The sequence below is a fragment of the Shewanella xiamenensis genome (assembly GCF_014647135.1).
Classification (GTDB): domain Bacteria; phylum Pseudomonadota; class Gammaproteobacteria; order Enterobacterales; family Shewanellaceae; genus Shewanella; species Shewanella xiamenensis.
This window is the reverse complement of record NZ_BMOP01000023.1, coordinates 41,943-60,416: the sequence shown is the minus strand read 5'-3', so window position 1 is coordinate 60,416 and position 18,474 is coordinate 41,943. Positions and strand designations below refer to the sequence as shown.

Below are 18,474 nucleotides of genomic sequence, written 5' to 3'. Positions count from 1 at the left end.
ATTGTATTGCTTCCAGTTAGTTGTTTTATAGCGAGGTTTTGACACGATTGATGGGTGAGTTGATAGGCTATGCCGATCAGATCACCAGCTATGGTTTTAGTTCAACTGATTTAGGAAACAAAGCCGCTGTGCAGCTCACTATATCCGATGAATTGACTAAAATATCAAATCGCCGCGGCTTTTTAACGCTTACTCAATACAGCTTAGACGTATGCAAACGTGAGTTGTTTCCAGCCTCTCTTTTATTTTTTGATCTAGATAGATTCAAAGAGATCAATGATACACATGGACATGCTGAAGGTGATAGAGCACTTAAAATCTTTGCTGATGAAATGAGGGAATCATTCCGCAGTTCGGATATTTTTGCTAGGCTCGGAGGTGATGAGTTTGTAGCATTTCTAACGAATACAAGTTCAATCCAAATTGAACAGTTAATTATGCGCTTCGAGGCATCGCTAAGGTCGCGTTGTTTGTCAGAGTGTTTACCCTATAGTATAAAGTTTTCTTTTGGCCTTGTTGATTTTGACCCCCTTAGGCATCAGTCAATCGAGCAGATGTTGAATGAGGCTGATAATGCTATGTATCAGAACAAAAAGAACAAACGTAATACGTAGGTAGATAGTGTACTAGTCTGTACTAGCTCAGACTAGATCTGACATTGTTGCATTTCAGTTGTGTTGTAATTGGGCTAGAAGTCGTCTAATGAAGTTGCGGCGGTTTACTAAGTATCGATTCTATTCATTTTACTCGCACCATTATGGCTCTTGCCGCATCATTTTTGCGTTTTTGGATACAAGATTATTAAACTCATAATACCAAGTAGAACTGCTGCAAACACGGAAGTAAAGCGAACAAGATCATCTGAAATTGCACTGATACTCGTTGAGGTAATTCCATAAAACACCAAAACGACATAACTGGAATACATCAATTGAATCGAGTTATAACTGGCTTTCTTCGAGACGGCATTAATCCCCATAAATAATGCACTCACCACTGCTACGCCTAAAGTCCCCACAATATTGGCCTGCAATAAACACATCACTAGAGGCGGAATTGCATAGAGCACACTAGCGTATGTCGTCAGTAATCTTCTCAATCCATAATCTTTACCAATACTAGGATCTGGGTCCTTAATGATTAACGCGACAATGATGGTAATAATTGTGCTTTGTTCCAAATCCAATTGGATGGTACATACCATCATAGTCATAACAATGATCGTTTTGAGCATAGTCTGCCAATCGAACAAATATTTAGTTGTCGAGGCAACTGAAATGGTATTTGTCGCAAGTGGCTCACCTCCTGGGAATAGAAAATAAGCCAAGTACGCGGTAAAACCTGCAATAAAAATATTTTCTAGCAGAGCCATGGGAATTTGCTCAACACTAATGCCTTTTTGCTGGGTAAAAACAGCAATCATCGCAGTTGACACAATGAGCAAGATTGCAAACACGTCTTGCGAATTCTTCTTTGTACGCTCCATACACCAGTAAAAGACCCCAAACAATAATAGGTAGTAGAGGTGCGCATAATCGCTTAACAGCTCACTCATTAACGCCTGAAACCAAGCTGTAATGAACAGAATGCCACCCATAATAAACACCATAATGACGGGGGGGGGCTCATGAGTAGTGGTAAGAAATACCGCACACATCGCAGGTGCTAGTAAAGGCAAATCCGTTCCGAATACGTATTGCCAGAACAGTAATAAAACAGGGAATACCGCAACTCTTATGATGGGGTTTGCTGCACTACGATACATAGCTGATATAACTCCATGCCCAGATCCACAAATCTTGCAGTCTTTCACCAAGATAGCTTTCATCAGGATAGAAACCAACGACTGCACGGCCACCATATCTCAGCTCAAGATTATCGGGTAATTGCTTGAACTCAATATTCACGGGGAAACGTTGTGCTTTTGAACTGCTTGTTGGTGAAGTCATTAGCCCATTGCTGGCATCTTCTGCAAGGCTACCATTACCACTACTTCCCCAACCAATGGAAGATATTTGCCCCTCAAACACATCACCTGGATGAGCATCAAAAACAATTTTGACTTTATCACCAGGTTTCAAATGAGCAAGGGAGTTTTCTCTCACCATGGCGGTCAACCACGGGTTATTGTTATTGATAAACGTGAGAATAGGTTGCCCAGTACTTGCATAATGACCAACTGCAACATTCATGTTAGTGATCACACCATCAGCAGGAGCTAAAAGTTTAGTACGATTGAGATCGAGTAGCGCCTGCTCTTGCCGGTTAAGAACAGATTGTATTTCTGGGTTGTCTATTCCTCTGGGACCAAACTCCTGTTTAGCTTTATCCAATGCAGACGAAGCTTGAACTAGTCCTGCTTGCGCAGTCTCCAGTTTAGCGATGATGTCGTCCATTGAGGCTTGGCTTATAGTACCTTTTTCTGCCAAAATGCGATTACGCTCTACATTTTTCTTTGCATTATCAACCTTAATGCGAGCCGCGACTTCATTCGCCTGAGCGACACTGATCGCAGCTGAATCTGCCTCATAAGATTGCGCGGCTTGCTGTAAATCAAACTTTGCAGCTTTAACAGCTAATTCAAATGGGCGCGGGTCGATGGTGACAAGTGGATCTCCCGTCTTGACAGAGCTATTGTTGATAATATGTACTTGTGAAATAGGACCTGATACTTCGGGACTAATGCGGATCAATTGACCATTCACTCGAGCTTGATCTGTCATAGGAGTGATTCGATCAGCCCACAAAGTGTAAAGCCAGAGTGCGGCAAACAAAGTAAAAATGTAGTAAGTGAATGAACGAGCTTGATTAATTTTTTTATCATCCTGCTCTGAACTCATTTTAGTATTGTTTTCTGACATTTTGTGTTCCTATGCTCGTTTACTGTTATTTTTGTTCCAGTAAATTGACCTTTTTATAGATGATACTTTTCTTAGTTCTGACTTCTACGGCAATTGTAATGATGAAAGCAAACAGGCCAACCAACCCAACAGCACTCGAAGAAGATACAGACACTTCACCGACATATTTCGTCCAGATAACCGCAAGAGCAACGAACCAACCGAATAGCGCCGCGGCATGCGTTACTGCAATAGGGACAAGGTGAGACCAAAAACCACTTTGTAGTTTATTGATAAGCAGTGGATGGGATTTCTTGAGTTGATGAATAAACAACTTTGACGTGATCAGCGATAAAATAATCCCTAAACCAAACGTGAGAGATACAGCTTGACCCCATACAGTCACCTCAGTATTGGTGATCATGTTAAGCGACATGGGGACACTATCCATTCCCTTAAAATGGTAACTGGCGATGTAGCCATTGATGGCTCCGTTAATGATCCCTCCAACCAAGGAGTCCTTCATTTTGATATCCACGTTTAGCACCTTGAATGTTGTTTAATAACCTGTTGTTGAGTATAGCGATAACATGCGAATTAATGCATGTTAAGACTCACATATTTTTCCGATATGATCCAATCAAACATACAAATACATAACGCTCAAAAGCGAAAGGGGGATAACGATGAAGCTCAGCAGAGCAACGCAAAAAATAAGTCAGAAAAATAACTTTATCTACTTAACGCTAGCATTAATCATGCTGTTAATCTCCGCCTCTCTAGTGCAGTTGTTGCGAGGTAATATAACGGAATATGTGATCCGGAGCATCATCATTATTATCTTCATAGTTTGTTTTGTTAGCTTGCAGTTTGACAGAAAGTGGACGCATTTCTTAAGAGGGCTGGTAGTGACATGGATAGGTGCGACAGTGACTCAGTATACACTTAATATTCAAGAGACGAGCCTACTGATGCTTGCTCTGACCTTGATATTTTTCTGTGGTACCTTCCAATCATTAGTTAGGCAAATCTTATTCTCAGGTAAAATCGACAACAATAAGCTTATTGGTTCAGTTGCTTTATTTTTATTACTAGGATTAATGTGGGCAGTGACTTACTTGATTTTAGTCGAGTTAGATCCACTATCTTTTCATGGATTGGAAGCAATTAAGTGGGAGGATAATTTCTCTAATAGCGCTTATTTTAGCTTTGTCACATTAACTACTCTTGGCTATGGCGATATCAGTCCTGTGACTCCGATCGCGAAGACCTTAGTATACTTAGAGTCAATCGTAGGCGTTTTTTACATGGCAGTTGTGGTTTCTAGTTTAGTTAGTTCTAATTTAGAGCGTAGAGCGTAGAGCGTAGAGCGTAGAGCGTAGAGCGTAGAGCGTAGAGCGTAGAGCGTAGAGCGTAGAGCGTAGAACCCATCGACTGTTTACTGATTATCGATTTACTTGTAGTTGGCTATAGATATTAAATTATTCTAAACGACAAATGTTCTGTATCTAGTCACAATGTCAAATGCTGTCAAGTTAAAATATTTCACCTCAAAATTAGCACTAACTCGTTACTAAGACTACGCTATTTTACTAGTGCTTCACTGAACAATACCTAAATTCGACACATGGAGATGATGATGCAAAGAATTTTAAAGATGTTGTTGAGTTACGTATTCCTAACTCTCTCTATATTCGCCGTTGCAAAAGAAAATCCCGCAGATCTTCTTCAGGCTGAAGCAGAAATAGATGATGGTTTGAAGAAGTTTGGCTATCTAACGGGTCTTTCTCTTGGATGTGTTACATCTGAACAGAAAGCTGATTTGGAGCGTGAAGCGATGGATGTCAATGGTGAAATTGCCAGAGCACTTGGTCTTGATAGAGCGTTTTTATTTTCCGCTAGCTTTGGTTATGGCAGCAATATTGAACTCAAAATTGAAGAATGTTCAGAGGTTCTTAAGCGTTACGAAGAAAAAATTCACTCCTTCCGTAAAAGCAAAGGAGTTCAGCAATGAAATTATTCATTGTTATATCTTTAAGTACTGCTCTTTTTTTGGGGTTGTGGAGTAACCATGCTTTCGCCGGGCGATGGGAAGTTAGGAATGAATATAGAGAAGGAAAGCATGAAATTGAGCGTGAAAAGCGTGAAGCAAAACGTGAACTCAAACGCTGTAAAACTCGCGAATGTGCAAAACGAGAGATTCGTGAGGGATATAGTGAGGTTAGCCGTGAAAAAAGAGAAGCCAGAAGAGAAATTCGTCGAGAACTGAGAGATTCCCGTCGTGAACGATGGGATGACGATAGTGAAATTTTAGGTGGTGTTGTGGTTGGTGCAGCAATCATTGGCATAGCTTCAGCCATTGCTAATGATGATTAAATTACGAATTTATACTGTAAATGATAAAACCTGCGGAGGCGCTATGTTTAAAATTTGCTCTAGTTTTTTGATTTGTTTAATGTTGTTTGCTTGTAGCTCTATGCCGAAGGATTGGTCTGGTATGTCAGCAGATGAAATCTCAGCTTGGAAGTCTGCTGGCTTTACTTCTACATTAGCTCAAAAATGGCATCTAAGTGGCTTTAATGCTTCAGAGGCGTCAGATTGGAACATGAATGGTTTCAATTTAGAAGATGCAATTGCGTGGGGGGGGCAGAAATTTCTCCCCCAAGAAGCTAAGACCTGGCGTGATTCAGGTTTCGACTTAGAGGATGCTGTTGATAGCCGCAACAATGGATTGACTCCTATTCAAAAAAATTAATCATCTCAATTCTAAAGCAGTGGACGCATAACCTTGCGTCCCTCTATTGTGGGGTAAACAGGAAAACAAATCATAGCAATCCTGATTAATTATTTTACAGTCTCAGATTCAGGAGTTGCTGAACTACCTATTATATTTTGAACCATAATCCAGAGCTAGAAATATACAAAGTTGAATAATGATTTTAGCAATTTTTTTCATTATTAATAAGTTACATCAGCGCTGTAATTTATAATTGCTCGCCGAAACCATAGAAATATTAATCCGAAACCAATGAATTAGAGTAAAAAATCTAGCAATGTTTTGTCCAAAAATAACTTCGATGATGCTAGCTTCTACGGATAGATCTAATGAAACCACCAAACTATCATATCGTGCACGACCCACTGAATAAAAATAATTTTCAATTCGCCTTTTTAGGAGTGTTGATAATATCCTTCAAATATTGTGACATTTTTGCTAACGCTTCTCTTCGCTCCTCGAAATAATCATGCTGGTTATAAATCCCTTCAACACCCTTTAGTTTGTGGTTAAGGCAACGCTCTGCAACGTGCCCTGGCGTTCCTTGTTTTGCAAGCAGGGTGCGGCAGGTACGACGTAGATCGTGCACAGTGAAGTGGGGCATATCACCCATTAAGTTTGGGGGTTGTTTTTTCTTACCAGCTTCGTGGTCAAATAGTTTAGTGATTGCTCGGTTTAGCGTATCAGGGCCCATATGGGGATTTTTACTTGAGCGTCTGCTGGGGAAGACATACTCGGAGTCATATGCTCTGATTTTTAGCTCATATAGCCATTCCATCACTATGGGCGGCAATGGAATCGCAATACCCACTCCAGATTTGCTCCTATTTTTTGACAGATTCCACACCTTCTCATCAAGATTAAACTCCTTCCAAGGCGCTTCTGCCAACTCAGACTTACGTACTCCCAATGTAATCAGTAGTGCACAAGCTAGGTAGTTGTCACGGCTAAAGCTGTCACTATTTTCCCTAGCGATTTTAAAAAACGTGGTGATTTCCTCTAGCGTTAAAGCGCGGTCTTTACTTTTTTCTAAGCCACCAGCATCTGATACAGAAAATGCACTTGCTGGGTTTGCGCTGAGCAAATCCAGCTTTATGCCGTGATTAAAAAGCTGCTTGCAGTACATTAGTGCATCGTTAGCTATTGCTGGGCGGTTAGTGGCTGCAATAGCTTGTAATACAGCCTTTATGTCTCTGGCTGTGACGCTATCGACATTGAAGCTGCCTATATGGGGAGCAATGTCTTTACGGTAGATACGTTCGGGGATTTCGTGGTGCTTGAGTCTTTTAACGTTACCTAAATGCCAATCGGCAAAGAGATCATCAACGGTTTTGATTTGGGATTGCTCTGCACGTTTTTTGGCTATGAGCGGGTCGAGACCATCGCGAAACTGTTTCATTTTGGTAGTAGCTTCCGCACGCGCATCCGCAAGAGACATATCACTGTATTTTGCTAAGGTCATTTCCTTGCGTTTGGATTGCGCCGTGTAACGGAGCATCCAATATGGAACGCCAAGCTTTGGGACAACAAAATACAGACCGGCTCCATCTGCATACCGGCCAGGTTCTCCTTTAGCCTTGGACTCAATCTCTTTTACTGTCAGGTTCCCCATAAATCCATTCCCCATCATGACCTTAAGGTTGCTTTTATGAAAGCCAATAATACCCACCACTGACGATCGGGATTATTGTAGCATACCCACCAATATACCCACCATATAGCGGTGGGTATTGGTGGGCATGGATGGATGTTAGTAGACGGGTTAAATGTTAAAATTGATTAAAAACAATGGTTAATGATGTTTGGTGGATGACTATGGAAATCATTCAACGTTTTGGATCTGCTCGCGCATTTGTTCGATGAGCACTTTGAGCTCGACGGCGGCGGCGGTGATTTCGGTGCTGATAGATTTAGAGGCGAGGGTGTTCGATTCGCGGTTAAATTCTTGCATCATAAAATCTAAACGGCGACCTTCGCTGCCGCCTTTTTTGAGGATGCGGCGGGCTTCGTTAACATGGGCTTCGAGCCTGTCCATTTCCTCTGCCACATCTTGTTTTTGCGCTAATAAGATCATCTCCTGCTCGATGCGGGCGGGATCGAGTTCACCTTTGATTTCGGCGAGGCGATTGGTGAGTTTATCGCGCTGATATTCCATGACTTTAGGCATATGCTCGCGCACAACGGCGATTTGCTCGCTGACGCCGTCTAAACGGCTTAAGAGCATGTCTTTGATGGCTGCGCCTTCACGGCCACGGGCTTCAATGAATTGGTCGATAGCTAAGTCGAAGGCGGTCATTAAATCGGCACCAACCGCGTCCATATCCTGCTCAGCACTAGAAAGTACTCCTGGCCAGCGCAAAATATCGGTGAGGTTGACTTCGCCTTGTCCGGCTTCTTGTTTGAGCCAACTAGCGGCGTCGAGTAGCTGTTTGGCTAACCCTTGGTTTAATTTAAGTTCGTTATTGCTGTTATCGGCTAATTCGTAGCGTAAATTGACCTCGACTTTACCGCGGCTTAAGCGTTTACGCAGGCGGTCGCGTAAAACGGGCTCGAAGCTGCGGAATTGTTCTGGCAGACGTAGGTAAGTTTCGAGATAACGCTGGTTGACTGAGCGAATTTCCCAAGAGGCTGTGCCCCATTGTGCTTTGTGCTCAATGCGAGCGTAGGCTGTCATGCTTTGGATCATGGGTTGTCCTAGTGGTTTAATCGTCATAATGAGAGGCGATTATAGAGTCAATGGCTTTAGGATTAAAGGCATACCACTACTCGCGAGGAGGATTAGGTGTTTGTGTGACGAGTTTGCTAGAGAATCACCCTAAGCATGGCATCTATAGGCACAAAACCCTATAATATGCAGCCAAAATCGGTCAATGACTCAGAATACAGGAATTTCGCATGCGTCCAAGTAACAGAACGCCAGCACAAACACGCCCAATTACTATCACTCGCCAATTTACGGCCCATGCCGAAGGTTCTGTGTTAGTCGAATTTGGCGAAACTAAAGTGCTTTGTACCGCCAGTTTTACTGAGGGTGTACCGCGTTTCCTTAAAGGTCAGGGCCAAGGCTGGGTAACGGCGGAATACGGCATGTTGCCACGCTCAACCCATAGTCGTATGGACCGTGAAGCCGCTCGCGGCAAGCAATCTGGCCGCACGCAAGAAATTCAACGTCTTATCGGCCGTGCGTTGCGTGCCTGTGTCGATATGAAAGCGCTGGGTGAAAACACCATTGTCATCGATTGTGATGTGATCCAAGCTGATGGCGGTACTCGCACCGCGTCAATCACTGGTGCTTGTGTCGCCTTAGTGGATGCGCTTAACTGGGCCCGTGGTAAAGGCATTATTAAATCTAACCCGCTTAAGTTCTTAATCGCTGCGGTCAGCGTGGGTATCTACAACGGTGAAGCGATAAGCGACCTAGAGTATGTTGAAGACAGCGCTGCCGAAACCGATATGAACGTGGTAATGACAGAAACTGGTAAGATTATCGAAATTCAAGGCACTGCCGAAGGTGAGCCGTTTACTCACGAAGAGTTGATTGAGCTACTTGGTTTAGCGAAGAACAGTATTCGCGAAATCGTCGATGTGCAGAAAGCCGCATTAAATTAATTGTTATTGATAAAAAGCCCCGTTATGGGGCTTTTTATTAAATCAATATTGCTATAACCCAATAAAAATAGAACGTTAAAGTCGTAAGGAGAGATTGTGAAAGCCTATCAACGTGAGTTTATTGAATTTGCCCTAGAGCGTCAGGTGTTGCGATTCGGCGAGTTTACCCTTAAATCGGGCCGTATCAGTCCTTACTTCTTTAATGCAGGCCTATTCAATACTGGCCGTGATTTAGCCCGTTTAGGGCGTTTTTATGCGGCGGCGTTAGTGGATTCTGGCATAGAGTACGATCTGTTGTTTGGCCCAGCTTACAAAGGTATTCCGATTGCGACCACGACAGCGGTGGCTTTGTGCGAACATCACGATATCGATATTCCCTACTGCTTTAACCGTAAAGAGAAAAAAGATCACGGTGAGGGCGGTAGCTTAGTCGGTAGCGAGCTTAAAGGTCGGGTAATGCTGGTGGACGATGTGATCACTGCGGGGACGGCGATCCGTGAGTCGATGGAAATCATCGAAGCTCATCAAGCGCAGCTGGCAGGCGTATTAATCGCGCTGGATAGACAAGAGAAGGGCAAGAGCGAATTGTCAGCCATCCAAGAGGTCGAGCGTGATTTTGGCTGTGGTATTGTGGCGATTATCAAGCTTGCGGATCTGATCAGCTATTTATCTGAAAAACCAGGTATGGAAGCGCAACTAGCAGCGGTAAGCCAGTACCGTGAGCAGTATGGCATCGAGGCCTAATAAGGCTTAAGCGTGTTATAAACCGCTAAAACAGAAACGCTGCAATTCAATAAGAATGGCAGCGTTTTTTTATATCTCACACAAAGTAAGGTCTTACTTCGACTGGTGTAAAAACTCGGCGCGGGTCGCTGGGTTGGATTTAAAAATACCACCTAAGGCCGTCGTGGTGGTGGAGCTGGTGGAGTCCATTACGCCGCGGGATTTTACGCAGTAATGCACCGCATCCATTTTAACCGCAACATCTTTAGTTTCGAGCAAGGTCTGCAGCGCGACTAACACTTGCTGAGTTAAACGCTCTTGTACCTGAGGGCGTTGGGCAAAGAAACGTACAATGCGGTTAATCTTTGATAAACCAATAATTTTTTTACGTGGAAGATACGCAATGGTTGCCGTGCCATCAATAGTGACAAGGTGATGTTCACAGGTACTGGTCAGGCTAATATCCTGTACGCGCACCATTTCATCAAAGCCCATTTTGTTATCAATCACAGTGATCTTCGGGAAGTTCGCATAATCTAGACCGGAGAAGATTTCGTCGACATACATTTTGGCGATGCGGCGTGGGGTATCGGCAAGACTGTCATCAGAAAGATCCAGTGACATGAGCGTCAGAATTTCCTTCATATGGTGTTCAATCTTGTCCTTACGCTCTTCAGGAGTAAACACACTGGGGAGCATGGGGGTTTCAAGTCCGCGCTCTTGCAGGGCGGCCTGTACTTTTACTGCTGCTTCACTTAATGACATTTTTATCCTCCACTACTTCAGTAGCGGCTATCACTGAAAACCTAGCACTGGTCGCTGAATATCAGCAATCAGGTGCGCTAGGGTATAAATCGATTCGTTGTCACTTGGACAAGAACAAGGTGGGGCAGAATAGCGCGAATTGCGGATAATTCATACCAAAAAACGCTCACGCTGAAGATGAAAAAGCCGATAGTCCTTATCGATTATCGGCTCCTTGGGGCGCTAAAACATCATTATCTTGATGAAGATAGCTTTTATTTTAGTTAAGGCTAAAGTTTCAGGTTAGTTTTTAAGAAGCTCAACATCTGATCGTAATACTTGGCTCTATGAGAATCGTTATAAAAACCATGGCCTTCGTTATCCATCACCAGTTTTTGGTAGGGATAATTATGGGCTTTGAGGGCTTTTTCGAGTGATTCCAACTGTTCAATTGGCGCGCGCTCATCTTCACCACCGTGCACCAGTAAGAGGTTCGCTTTTAATTTAGCAACGTTTTCAGAGGGAGACATGGCTTTTAGGGTGGCTTTATCTTGGCCAAGTACGTCCTTAAGGTAGCTTGTTCCTGAACGTGTTCTGGCGACGTCACCTTCATCAAACATCAACTCCAGATCATACACACCGGCAAACCCAACCGCGCATTTAAACATATCGGGCGCCAATACGGCACTTTGTAGTGCGCTATAGCCGCCAAAGCTACCGCCAGCGATACATACCCGTTCCTTATCGGCAAAGCCTTGGTCAATGACGTATTGAGTTGCATCGATAATATCGTGCTGAATATCCGAGCCCCATTTTCGATAGCCAGCTTGCTCGAAACGCTCGCCATAACCACCTGAGCCACGGAAGTTAACCTGCAACACCGCCATGCCATTTTGAGCAAGTAGTTGGTTTTGTGGGTCAAATCCCCACCAATCACGAATGCCATGGGGACCGCCATGGGGATTAACGACCAAGGGTAAATTTTTGGCTTCTTTGCCGAAGGGTAAGGTTAAATAGCCATGTATTTTCTGGCCATCGCGGTTAGTGAAGCTAATGGGTTTGACCTCAGCCATTCTTTCTGGGTCTAGCCATTTACGGGCGGTGGCTAGATACTCTAGCTTGAGTTTTTTCGTATCAAACACATAGTAATCACCGGGATTGCGATCGTTAAATGCAATTACCACCAATTGTTCGCCATTACGGGTTTCGCTAACGATTTGTACTTGATGCCCCGGCAGGGCCGCGAGTAAATCCTTGAGTAGTTTGGCGTGGCTGTCGTTGTTATCGACAAAGGCATAGCTTGGATAGCCATTTTCAAACTCAACGGCATAGAGCTGTTTGTTGGTGCCGTTGATCCAGAAGTTGCTAGGATCAACAACCTCATCTTGAATGATCTCGGCCTTATCGCCTGTTTCGAGGTTGATGCGATAGACGCCTAAGGTTTCAGTGCCCACTCGACCCGCTGCATAGATGGTATTTTTATCATCAGCGAAGGAGATAGGCGTAAAATCACTTAAGCCTAGGTTGAGTTTATCGGTGTTTATCCATTCGCCATCTTTACGGTAAAAGACTTTAGTAATGTTTTTGCTGTCTTTCCCTGCCACAAAGCGGACGTCACCATCATGATCGGTCATAAAGCGAGCTTGGCCTATGGGAGAGCCTGTGATGCGTTTACGCACCCCGCTAAAAAGGTCAACGCGGTAGACATCCTGACGTGTTTCACTCAAGTCCGGGGCACCAGTCCATGGGAGCGCGTTGACCAGCATATAGCGTTCATCATCCGGTAGAGGGTCCAGTATGAATGCTGTGGCATTTATGGCGGTATTTTTCTTGAGATTTGAACCCGTTTGCTGCTCGCCGCTGTTATAACCAAATAGATATTTAGGGCGAGAACCATCGGCGTTGACCGCCATTAATTCGCCGTAGTATTGGGGCACATCGCTCCAGCCCTTAAGGTATTCTTTTGCCAGTACAATACGCTCACTATTGGCCCATTCATAGGTGCCTACCTGGGCGTTGCTTGGGAAGCGAATCGCATTCAGCAGTTTTTTGGTTTGAGCATCTAATACTATGAGTACATTTTTACTCTCAACACTGGTAATTGCACTTAAGTATTTGCCGGTAGGCGAGATCTTTACGTTAGAATACTCGTTGCCGCGACTGAATAATTGGGATTGTGACAGGACATTTGTCGCCGAGGTTTCGGCCGCTAATGTGCTGAAAGGCGTAATAGGCAAGCAAATTACGGCCAATGCAGCAAATGGCAAAGATTTCATCTGACATCCTTGTAATATTATTGTGTTTTTAGTTTTAACAATGTGTAAACAAGATTAAAGCAAAAGCACTACTGATACAAGGAGTCGGGATAAAAGAAAGGACGGTGATTACCGTCCTTTATGTTGATAAATCATTAGCTTTGCAACAGTTGATGCTGAATAAAGTTCCACTGTTCATCGAAGTGTTGTGTGGGTTTTAGCTTAAACTCACTGCGGACAAATTGAGCAATTCGCCCCTCTGCGAAGGCTAACAGCAAATTGGCTAAAATAGCCTCATCTAAATTAAAGCCTTTGCCTTCTCGCAACGTTTTTTCCCGTAGAATTTGCTTAAGTTGGGTCTCAATTTTGGCAAATAACGTACTAATGCGGCTCCGCAAACGCTCATTTTCACCTAAAAGCGCATCACCATTGAGAACGCGAGAGATCCCAGGATTACGCTCGGCGAAAATCAATAACAACTGTAGTACTAATTGACAGCGTTTCATGGTGTCTTTTTCATCATCCATGATGATGTTGATACGAGAGAGTAATGACTCTTCAATAAACTCAATTAACCCTTCAAACATCCGCGCTTTACTCGGGAAGTGGCGATAGAGTGCCGCTTCCGATACGCCGACTTCTGAGGCGAGTTTAGCGGTGGTAATACGTTGTCCTGGGCTGGTTTCTAGCATTTGTGCTAGGCATTGCAGTATGTGTTCACGACGATTAATTTTTGGGCTTACAGCCATTGCAGTATCCTTCGCTCAATAACGATTCAGGTTATTTAGTGCCAGAATGGCCAAATCCACCTTCACCACGGTCTGAGCTATCGAACTCATCAACGAGTTTGAATTGTGCTTGTACCACAGGAACAAACACCAGTTGTGCGAGACGATCACCGATTTCTAAGGTAAATGGGGTATCGCTGCGGTTCCAACAAGAGACCATTAAGGGCCCCTGATAATCCGAATCGATGAGGCCAACGAGATTTCCAAGGACGATACCGTGTTTATGGCCAAGGCCTGAACGGGGCAGGATCACGGCGGCAAGGCCTGGATCGGCTACGTGGATGGCGATACCCGTTGGGATTAACTGAGTTTCTCCTGGGGCTATCGTCATGGTGGTATCTATCATGGCACGAAGATCCATGCCTGCGCTACCAGGTGTTGCGTAGGCTGGCAGGGGAAATTCGGAACCAATGCGGGAGTCGAGGATCTTTAATTCAATCGGTGTTTTCATTTATTTTGTTTTTTCTTTCACTATCAACGAAAGTAATTGCCGAGCCAACGTGAGTTTATCGGTAGCAGGCAAATCTTGACTACCCTGTGGCCAGAATACGCGCAGGGCATTGGCATCGGCGTTAAAGCCTAGACCAGTAACGGATACATCGTTTGCCGCGATCATATTCAAATTTTTACGTTTGAGTTTATCGCGGGCGTAGGCTTCTACATCATGGGTTTCTGCGGCAAATCCCACCATAAAAGGACGGTTTGCCAAGCTTGCGACCGTCGCTAAGATATCAGGATTCCTCACCAGCGCAAGTTGCATTTCTTCCGCTGACTTTTTGATTTTACTGGTGGCAATATCGCTGACTCGATAGTCAGCAACCGCCGCACATCCGATAAAAATATCTTTTTTATCAACATGATTCATCACCGCATCGAGCATGTTTTGCGCCGATTCGACATTGATTCGCGTCACCCCTTCAGGCGTGGCTAAATTTACGGGTCCTGCGACCAAGGTCACATCGGCGCCCATATCGGCCGCGGCCTTCGCTAAGGCAAAGCCCATCTTGCCAGAGCTGTGATTAGAGATATAGCGTACAGGGTCGATGGCTTCGCGGGTTGGGCCTGCGGTGATCAGTACCGATTGACCTGCTAGCGGTTGTGACTCCTGTTCAGCATAGACATCTTTTGTTGCAAAAAAGCGACTCGCAAGTTCGGCAATTTCGAGCGGTTCGAGCATGCGGCCTGGGCCCACTTCACCGCAAGCTTGACTGCCACTTGCCGGTCCCCACAGGGTGTAACCACGGCTTTGTAAACTGGCTAAATTGGCTTGAGTGGCGAGATTACGATACATCTGCTGATTCATCGCAGGGCAGAGCGCAATTTGCGCTTCAGTGGCAAGACAAGTGGTGGTGATAAGCTCATCCGCCATGCCAGCATTGATACGGGCCAGTAAATTCGCCGTTGCAGGGGCGATAATCACTAAATCCGCCCAGCGCGCCAGTTCAATATGCCCCATCGCCGCTTCGGCAGCGGGATCGAGTAAGCTCGATGATACCGGATGCCCTGATAAGGCTTGCAGTGTGAGTGGGGTAATAAATTCTATCGCACTTTGGCTCATGACCACACGTACATCAAAGCCGCGTTCTTTTAAGCGGCGCACTAAATCCGCGCTTTTGTAGGCTGCAATACCGCCACCAATACCCAGCAGGACGTTTTTCGTTATCAGGCTCACAGACATCATCCGAGATTGAAATAATGTCGCCAACCATACCACAAAGCGATGAATTGGCGTGACTGTCCCAGTTCAAAAAATCTCGTCCATACTTGCTAAAGTAAAAATATGCGACGACAGGAGGTCACATGGCGATTAAGGATTGGCCAGAGGGCGAAGGGCCGCGGGATAAGTTATTAGTAAAAGGCGCCAGTCATCTCTCGGATGCTGAATTACTGGCGGTGTTGTTGCGTAATGGCCTGTCAGGGCTGAATGCCGTAGACCTTGCCCGTTCACTTATTCAAGAATTTGGTGGTTTAAGAAGCTTACTTTGCGCACCAAAGCATCAGGTGTGTCGACTTCCTGGCGTGGGACCTGTAAAATACGCCCAGCTTCAAGCCGCGGCTGAATTAGCGAGGCGTGTGGCACAAGAAAACCTGCAGAGAGGTCAGGTTTTGACAAATCCCGATTTAACTCGGGATTATTTAATGAGACAATTAGCTGACCGCTCCTATGAAGTGTTCGCAATTTTGCTGCTGGATAGCCAGCATAGAGTGATTCAGTTCGTCGAATTATTCCGCGGAACAATAGATTCAGCCTCAGTGTACCCACGTGAAGTGGTGAGCTTAGTGCTGGAGAAAAAGGCTGCTGCCGTCATAGTGTGTCACAATCATCCGTCTGGTATTGCCGAGCCCAGTCAGGCTGACAGACGAATAACTGAGCGATTAAAAAATGCGTTGGCAACCATAGATGTATCCCTGTTGGATCATATGGTTGTTGGTGATCGAGAGATAGTTTCCTTCGCGGAACGAGGCTGGATTAATTAATCTAACACTTGATCTTCACTCTGTGATCGTGTATAAAATGCGCCCTCTTTGTGCCTCGGGCGACGGCCATACGAGGCACATTAATGCTCGAGCGTTAAAATTGTTTTTGGAGAAGATTGACATGTCAAGAGTATGCCAAGTTACTGGCAAGAAGCCGATGGTTGGTAACAACCGTTCGCACGCAAAAAACGCGACCCGTCGTCGTTTTTTACCTAACCTACAAAACCACCGTTTTTGGTTAGAAGAAGAAAAACGTTTCGTACAGTTACGTGTATCTACTAAAGGTATCCGTCTGATCGATAAGAAAGGTATTGAAGTTGTTGTTGCTGAACTTCGTGCCCGTGGCGAGAAGGTGTAATAGATCATGGCTAAAGCTAAAGGTAATCGTGAGAAGATCAAATTAGTTTCTACAGCTAAAACTGGTCACTTCTACACAACTGAAAAAAACAAGCGTAACATGCCAGAAAAAATGGAAATCAAAAAATTTGATCCAGTTATTCGTCAGCACGTTATCTACAAAGAAGCAAAAATCAAGTAATCCTTGTTTAGTGTTTCGAGAAAAGCCCCTTATCTAAGGGGCTTTTTTTTTGGCTTTTCGTCATCAAGATGAGATAAATCTGCCCCATATTTGGCGAGCGCGACTAAATCATATTTGGTTAAAAAAATGTGATCATTTATCAAAAGTGCAATTTTTTGAAAATATAAGCACTTTATTGTATTAAAACTGCATTTTAATGAGAATAAATTCTTTATTGGTGAATTAAAATGCAATACTATACGCGGGTTTTCGTTATTCACTCCTGGTAAGCCATTTTGGGGTTACCAGCTTAAATATGAGGTGTAAACAACGCGTGCGTACCACTGAACTGGTTGATGGATTTCGTCATTCTGCCCCTTACGTTAATGCCCATAGAGGGAAAACCTTTGTGGTGATGTTGGGTGGTGAGGCTTTAGCACAAAATCAATTTCGCGGCATTTTAAATGACGTGGCCCTGCTGCACAGTTTAGGCATTAAAGTGGTATTGGTGTATGGCGCGAGGCCGCAAATCGACGCCGCGTTAGCGGCCAATGGGATTGAACCCACTTACCACGAAGGTGTACGTATCACCGATGAGGACTCGCTCAAAGTGATTAAGCAAGTCGCGGGTGCATTGCAGTTTGATATCACCGCACGTTTATCGATGAGTCTAAGTAATACGCCGATGCAAGGCGCGCAAATCAACTTAGTCAGCGGTAACTTTGTGATTGCTCAGCCACTGGGCGTCGATAATGGTGTGGATTTTTGTCTAAGCGGCAAAGTGCGCCGTATTGATACCCAAGGGCTTAAGCGCCAGCTCGATAATCACTGTATCGTGTTGATGGGGCCGATTGCTGCATCCGTCACTGGCGAAAGCTTTAACCTCACGGCTGAAGAGATTGCTACTCAGGTTGCTATCAAGCTGAAGGCCGACAAGATGATTGGCTTTAGTTCGCAAAACGGCATCCTCGATCGCAATGGCGATGTGATTGCTGAATTAATGCCAAATGATGCGCAAAATATTCTGGCTAAGCTTGCTGAGCAAGGTTCTGCCTGTGTGGGCACGATGGCCTTCCTCAAGGCGAGTATTGATGCGTGCCGTAATGGCGTGCCCCGTTGTCATTTGGTTAGCTATCTTGATGATGGTGCCTTGCTGCAGGAGTTGTTCTCCCGTGAAGGCATAGGTACGCAAATCGTAACAGAGAGCGCTGAGCGTCTGCGCCGCGCGTCGATTAGTGATATTGGTGGAATCCTCAATTTAATCCGTCCTCTGGAAGAGCAAGGCATTTTAGTGCGCCGAAGCCGTGAGCAGCTTGAGATTGAGATCGAGCAGTTTATGTTGATTGAGCGTGATGGCTTAGTGATTGGCTGTGCGGCTTTGTATCCGTTCGAAGAAGATAATGCCGGTGAGTTTGCTTGCCTTGTGGTGCACCCTGATTATCGTGATGCGGATAGGGGCAGTTTGTTGCTGAAAAATATTATAGGTCAGGCGCGTAGCCGTGGTTATTCGCGTTTGTTTGCCTTGACTACCCGCAGCATTCACTGGTTTTTAGAACATGGCTTTGTGATTGAAGATGTGGATGCATTGCCGCAGAAGAAAAAGCAGCTGTATAACTATCAGCGCCGCTCTAAAATTCTCGCCCTTGATCTGTAAGCTTTTTACGCTTGATAAGATGCCAGCCTAGCGCTGGCATTTTTGTTGACATAATATGTCTTTGTTGGCAGATTAAGCTTTTCTTCCTTA

General features: G+C 44.6%; 21 protein-coding genes. 11 read left to right on the top strand and 10 right to left on the bottom strand.

Annotation, left to right across the window (positions count from 1 at the left end; translation table 11 throughout):
* Positions 1–50 precede the first annotated feature (50 nt).
* Positions 51–614 (top strand): GGDEF domain-containing protein, encoded by a 564-nt coding sequence (locus tag IEY09_RS16405; RefSeq protein WP_188871913.1) that lies wholly within the window; start codon positions 51–53, stop codon positions 612–614.
* Positions 615–772: 158 nt separating this feature from the next.
* On the opposite strand, the gene IEY09_RS16400 is transcribed toward IEY09_RS16405, so the two are convergent.
* The 3 genes from IEY09_RS16400 to IEY09_RS16390 are packed head-to-tail and all read right to left on the bottom strand — an operon-like array spanning position 773 to position 3,378.
* Positions 773–1,765 carry a DUF2955 domain-containing protein gene (locus IEY09_RS16400; protein WP_188871911.1) on the bottom strand — a complete coding sequence of 331 codons (993 nt, stop codon included), beginning with the start codon at positions 1,763–1,765 and terminating at the stop codon, positions 773–775.
* Complete coding sequence (locus tag IEY09_RS16395) at positions 1,755–2,861, bottom strand: HlyD family secretion protein (RefSeq protein WP_188871908.1); 1,107 nt, start codon at positions 2,859–2,861, stop codon at positions 1,755–1,757. Before IEY09_RS16395 ends, IEY09_RS16400 begins: the two co-directional genes overlap by 11 nt.
* A 25-nt stretch (positions 2,862–2,886) precedes the next feature.
* Positions 2,887–3,378 carry a permease gene (locus tag IEY09_RS16390; protein ID WP_188871906.1) on the bottom strand — a complete coding sequence of 164 codons (492 nt, stop codon included), beginning with the start codon at positions 3,376–3,378 and terminating at the stop codon, positions 2,887–2,889.
* Positions 3,379–3,526: 148 nt separating this feature from the next.
* On the opposite strand from IEY09_RS16390, the gene IEY09_RS16385 reads away from it, so the two are divergent.
* From IEY09_RS16385 to IEY09_RS16370, 4 genes are all read left to right on the top strand, one after another.
* On the top strand, positions 3,527–4,201 hold the full coding sequence (locus IEY09_RS16385) for a potassium channel family protein (protein ID WP_188871903.1): 675 nt from the start codon (positions 3,527–3,529) through the stop codon (positions 4,199–4,201).
* A gap of 278 nt (positions 4,202–4,479) precedes the next feature.
* A complete protein-coding gene (locus IEY09_RS16380) occupies positions 4,480–4,854 on the top strand; it encodes a hypothetical protein (RefSeq protein WP_188871901.1) in 375 nt (124 codons plus the stop codon).
* Complete coding sequence (locus tag IEY09_RS16375; RefSeq protein WP_188871899.1) at positions 4,851–5,216, top strand: hypothetical protein; 366 nt, start codon at positions 4,851–4,853, stop codon at positions 5,214–5,216. Before IEY09_RS16380 ends, IEY09_RS16375 begins: the two co-directional genes overlap by 4 nt.
* Entirely contained in the window at positions 5,206–5,595 is a 390-nt protein-coding gene (locus IEY09_RS16370) for a hypothetical protein (RefSeq protein ID WP_229777988.1), read from the top strand. The genes IEY09_RS16375 and IEY09_RS16370 overlap by 11 nt, the downstream gene beginning before the upstream one ends.
* A gap of 403 nt (positions 5,596–5,998) precedes the next feature.
* Here the strand turns inward: IEY09_RS16370 and IEY09_RS16365 are convergent, their stop codons facing one another.
* Complete coding sequence (locus IEY09_RS16365; RefSeq protein WP_188871897.1) at positions 5,999–7,228, bottom strand: tyrosine-type recombinase/integrase; 1,230 nt, start codon at positions 7,226–7,228, stop codon at positions 5,999–6,001.
* 210 nt (positions 7,229–7,438) lie between these two features.
* Entirely contained in the window at positions 7,439–8,302 is an 864-nt protein-coding gene (locus tag IEY09_RS16360; RefSeq protein ID WP_037422912.1) for a YicC/YloC family endoribonuclease, read from the bottom strand.
* A gap of 209 nt (positions 8,303–8,511) precedes the next feature.
* Here IEY09_RS16360 and rph point away from each other — a divergent pair, with 209 nt between their 5' ends.
* Together rph and pyrE are read left to right on the top strand one after the other, a co-directional pair.
* Positions 8,512–9,225 carry a ribonuclease PH gene (gene rph / locus IEY09_RS16355; RefSeq protein ID WP_011073930.1) on the top strand — a complete coding sequence of 238 codons (714 nt, stop codon included), beginning with the start codon at positions 8,512–8,514 and terminating at the stop codon, positions 9,223–9,225.
* Between the two features lie 96 nt (positions 9,226–9,321).
* A complete protein-coding gene (gene pyrE / locus IEY09_RS16350; protein ID WP_037430646.1) occupies positions 9,322–9,969 on the top strand; it encodes an orotate phosphoribosyltransferase in 648 nt (215 codons plus the stop codon).
* A gap of 93 nt (positions 9,970–10,062) precedes the next feature.
* Here pyrE and folE read toward each other — a convergent pair whose 3' ends face one another.
* The 5 genes from folE to coaBC all read right to left on the bottom strand — a co-directional run bounded on the left by folE (position 10,063) and on the right by coaBC (position 15,416).
* On the bottom strand, positions 10,063–10,713 hold the full coding sequence (folE, locus tag IEY09_RS16345; protein ID WP_037422910.1) for a GTP cyclohydrolase I FolE: 651 nt from the start codon (positions 10,711–10,713) through the stop codon (positions 10,063–10,065).
* 269 nt (positions 10,714–10,982) lie between these two features.
* Positions 10,983–12,968: an alpha/beta hydrolase family protein gene (locus tag IEY09_RS16340; RefSeq protein ID WP_188871895.1), complete on the bottom strand. Its 1,986-nt coding sequence runs from the start codon at positions 12,966–12,968 to the stop codon at positions 10,983–10,985.
* Positions 12,969–13,102: 134 nt separating this feature from the next.
* Complete coding sequence (gene slmA, locus IEY09_RS16335; protein ID WP_188871894.1) at positions 13,103–13,696, bottom strand: nucleoid occlusion factor SlmA; 594 nt, start codon at positions 13,694–13,696, stop codon at positions 13,103–13,105.
* Between the two features lie 31 nt (positions 13,697–13,727).
* Positions 13,728–14,186: a dUTP diphosphatase gene (dut, locus tag IEY09_RS16330; RefSeq protein WP_011624324.1), complete on the bottom strand. Its 459-nt coding sequence runs from the start codon at positions 14,184–14,186 to the stop codon at positions 13,728–13,730.
* Complete coding sequence (gene coaBC / locus IEY09_RS16325; RefSeq protein WP_188871919.1) at positions 14,187–15,416, bottom strand: bifunctional phosphopantothenoylcysteine decarboxylase/phosphopantothenate--cysteine ligase CoaBC; 1,230 nt, start codon at positions 15,414–15,416, stop codon at positions 14,187–14,189. It lies immediately after the preceding gene.
* Between the two features lie 119 nt (positions 15,417–15,535).
* On the opposite strand from coaBC, the gene radC reads away from it, so the two are divergent.
* The 4 genes from radC to argA all read left to right on the top strand — a co-directional run bounded on the left by radC (position 15,536) and on the right by argA (position 18,384).
* Positions 15,536–16,213 carry a RadC family protein gene (gene radC / locus IEY09_RS16320; RefSeq protein WP_109277826.1) on the top strand — a complete coding sequence of 226 codons (678 nt, stop codon included), beginning with the start codon at positions 15,536–15,538 and terminating at the stop codon, positions 16,211–16,213.
* A gap of 121 nt (positions 16,214–16,334) precedes the next feature.
* On the top strand, positions 16,335–16,571 hold the full coding sequence (gene rpmB, locus IEY09_RS16315) for a 50S ribosomal protein L28 (protein ID WP_006079870.1): 237 nt from the start codon (positions 16,335–16,337) through the stop codon (positions 16,569–16,571).
* Positions 16,572–16,577: 6 nt separating this feature from the next.
* Positions 16,578–16,751 carry a 50S ribosomal protein L33 gene (rpmG, locus tag IEY09_RS16310; RefSeq protein WP_006079871.1) on the top strand — a complete coding sequence of 58 codons (174 nt, stop codon included), beginning with the start codon at positions 16,578–16,580 and terminating at the stop codon, positions 16,749–16,751.
* 313 nt (positions 16,752–17,064) lie between these two features.
* On the top strand, positions 17,065–18,384 hold the full coding sequence (gene argA, locus IEY09_RS16305) for an amino-acid N-acetyltransferase (protein WP_188871892.1): 1,320 nt from the start codon (positions 17,065–17,067) through the stop codon (positions 18,382–18,384).
* Positions 18,385–18,474: the final 90 nt, after the last annotated feature.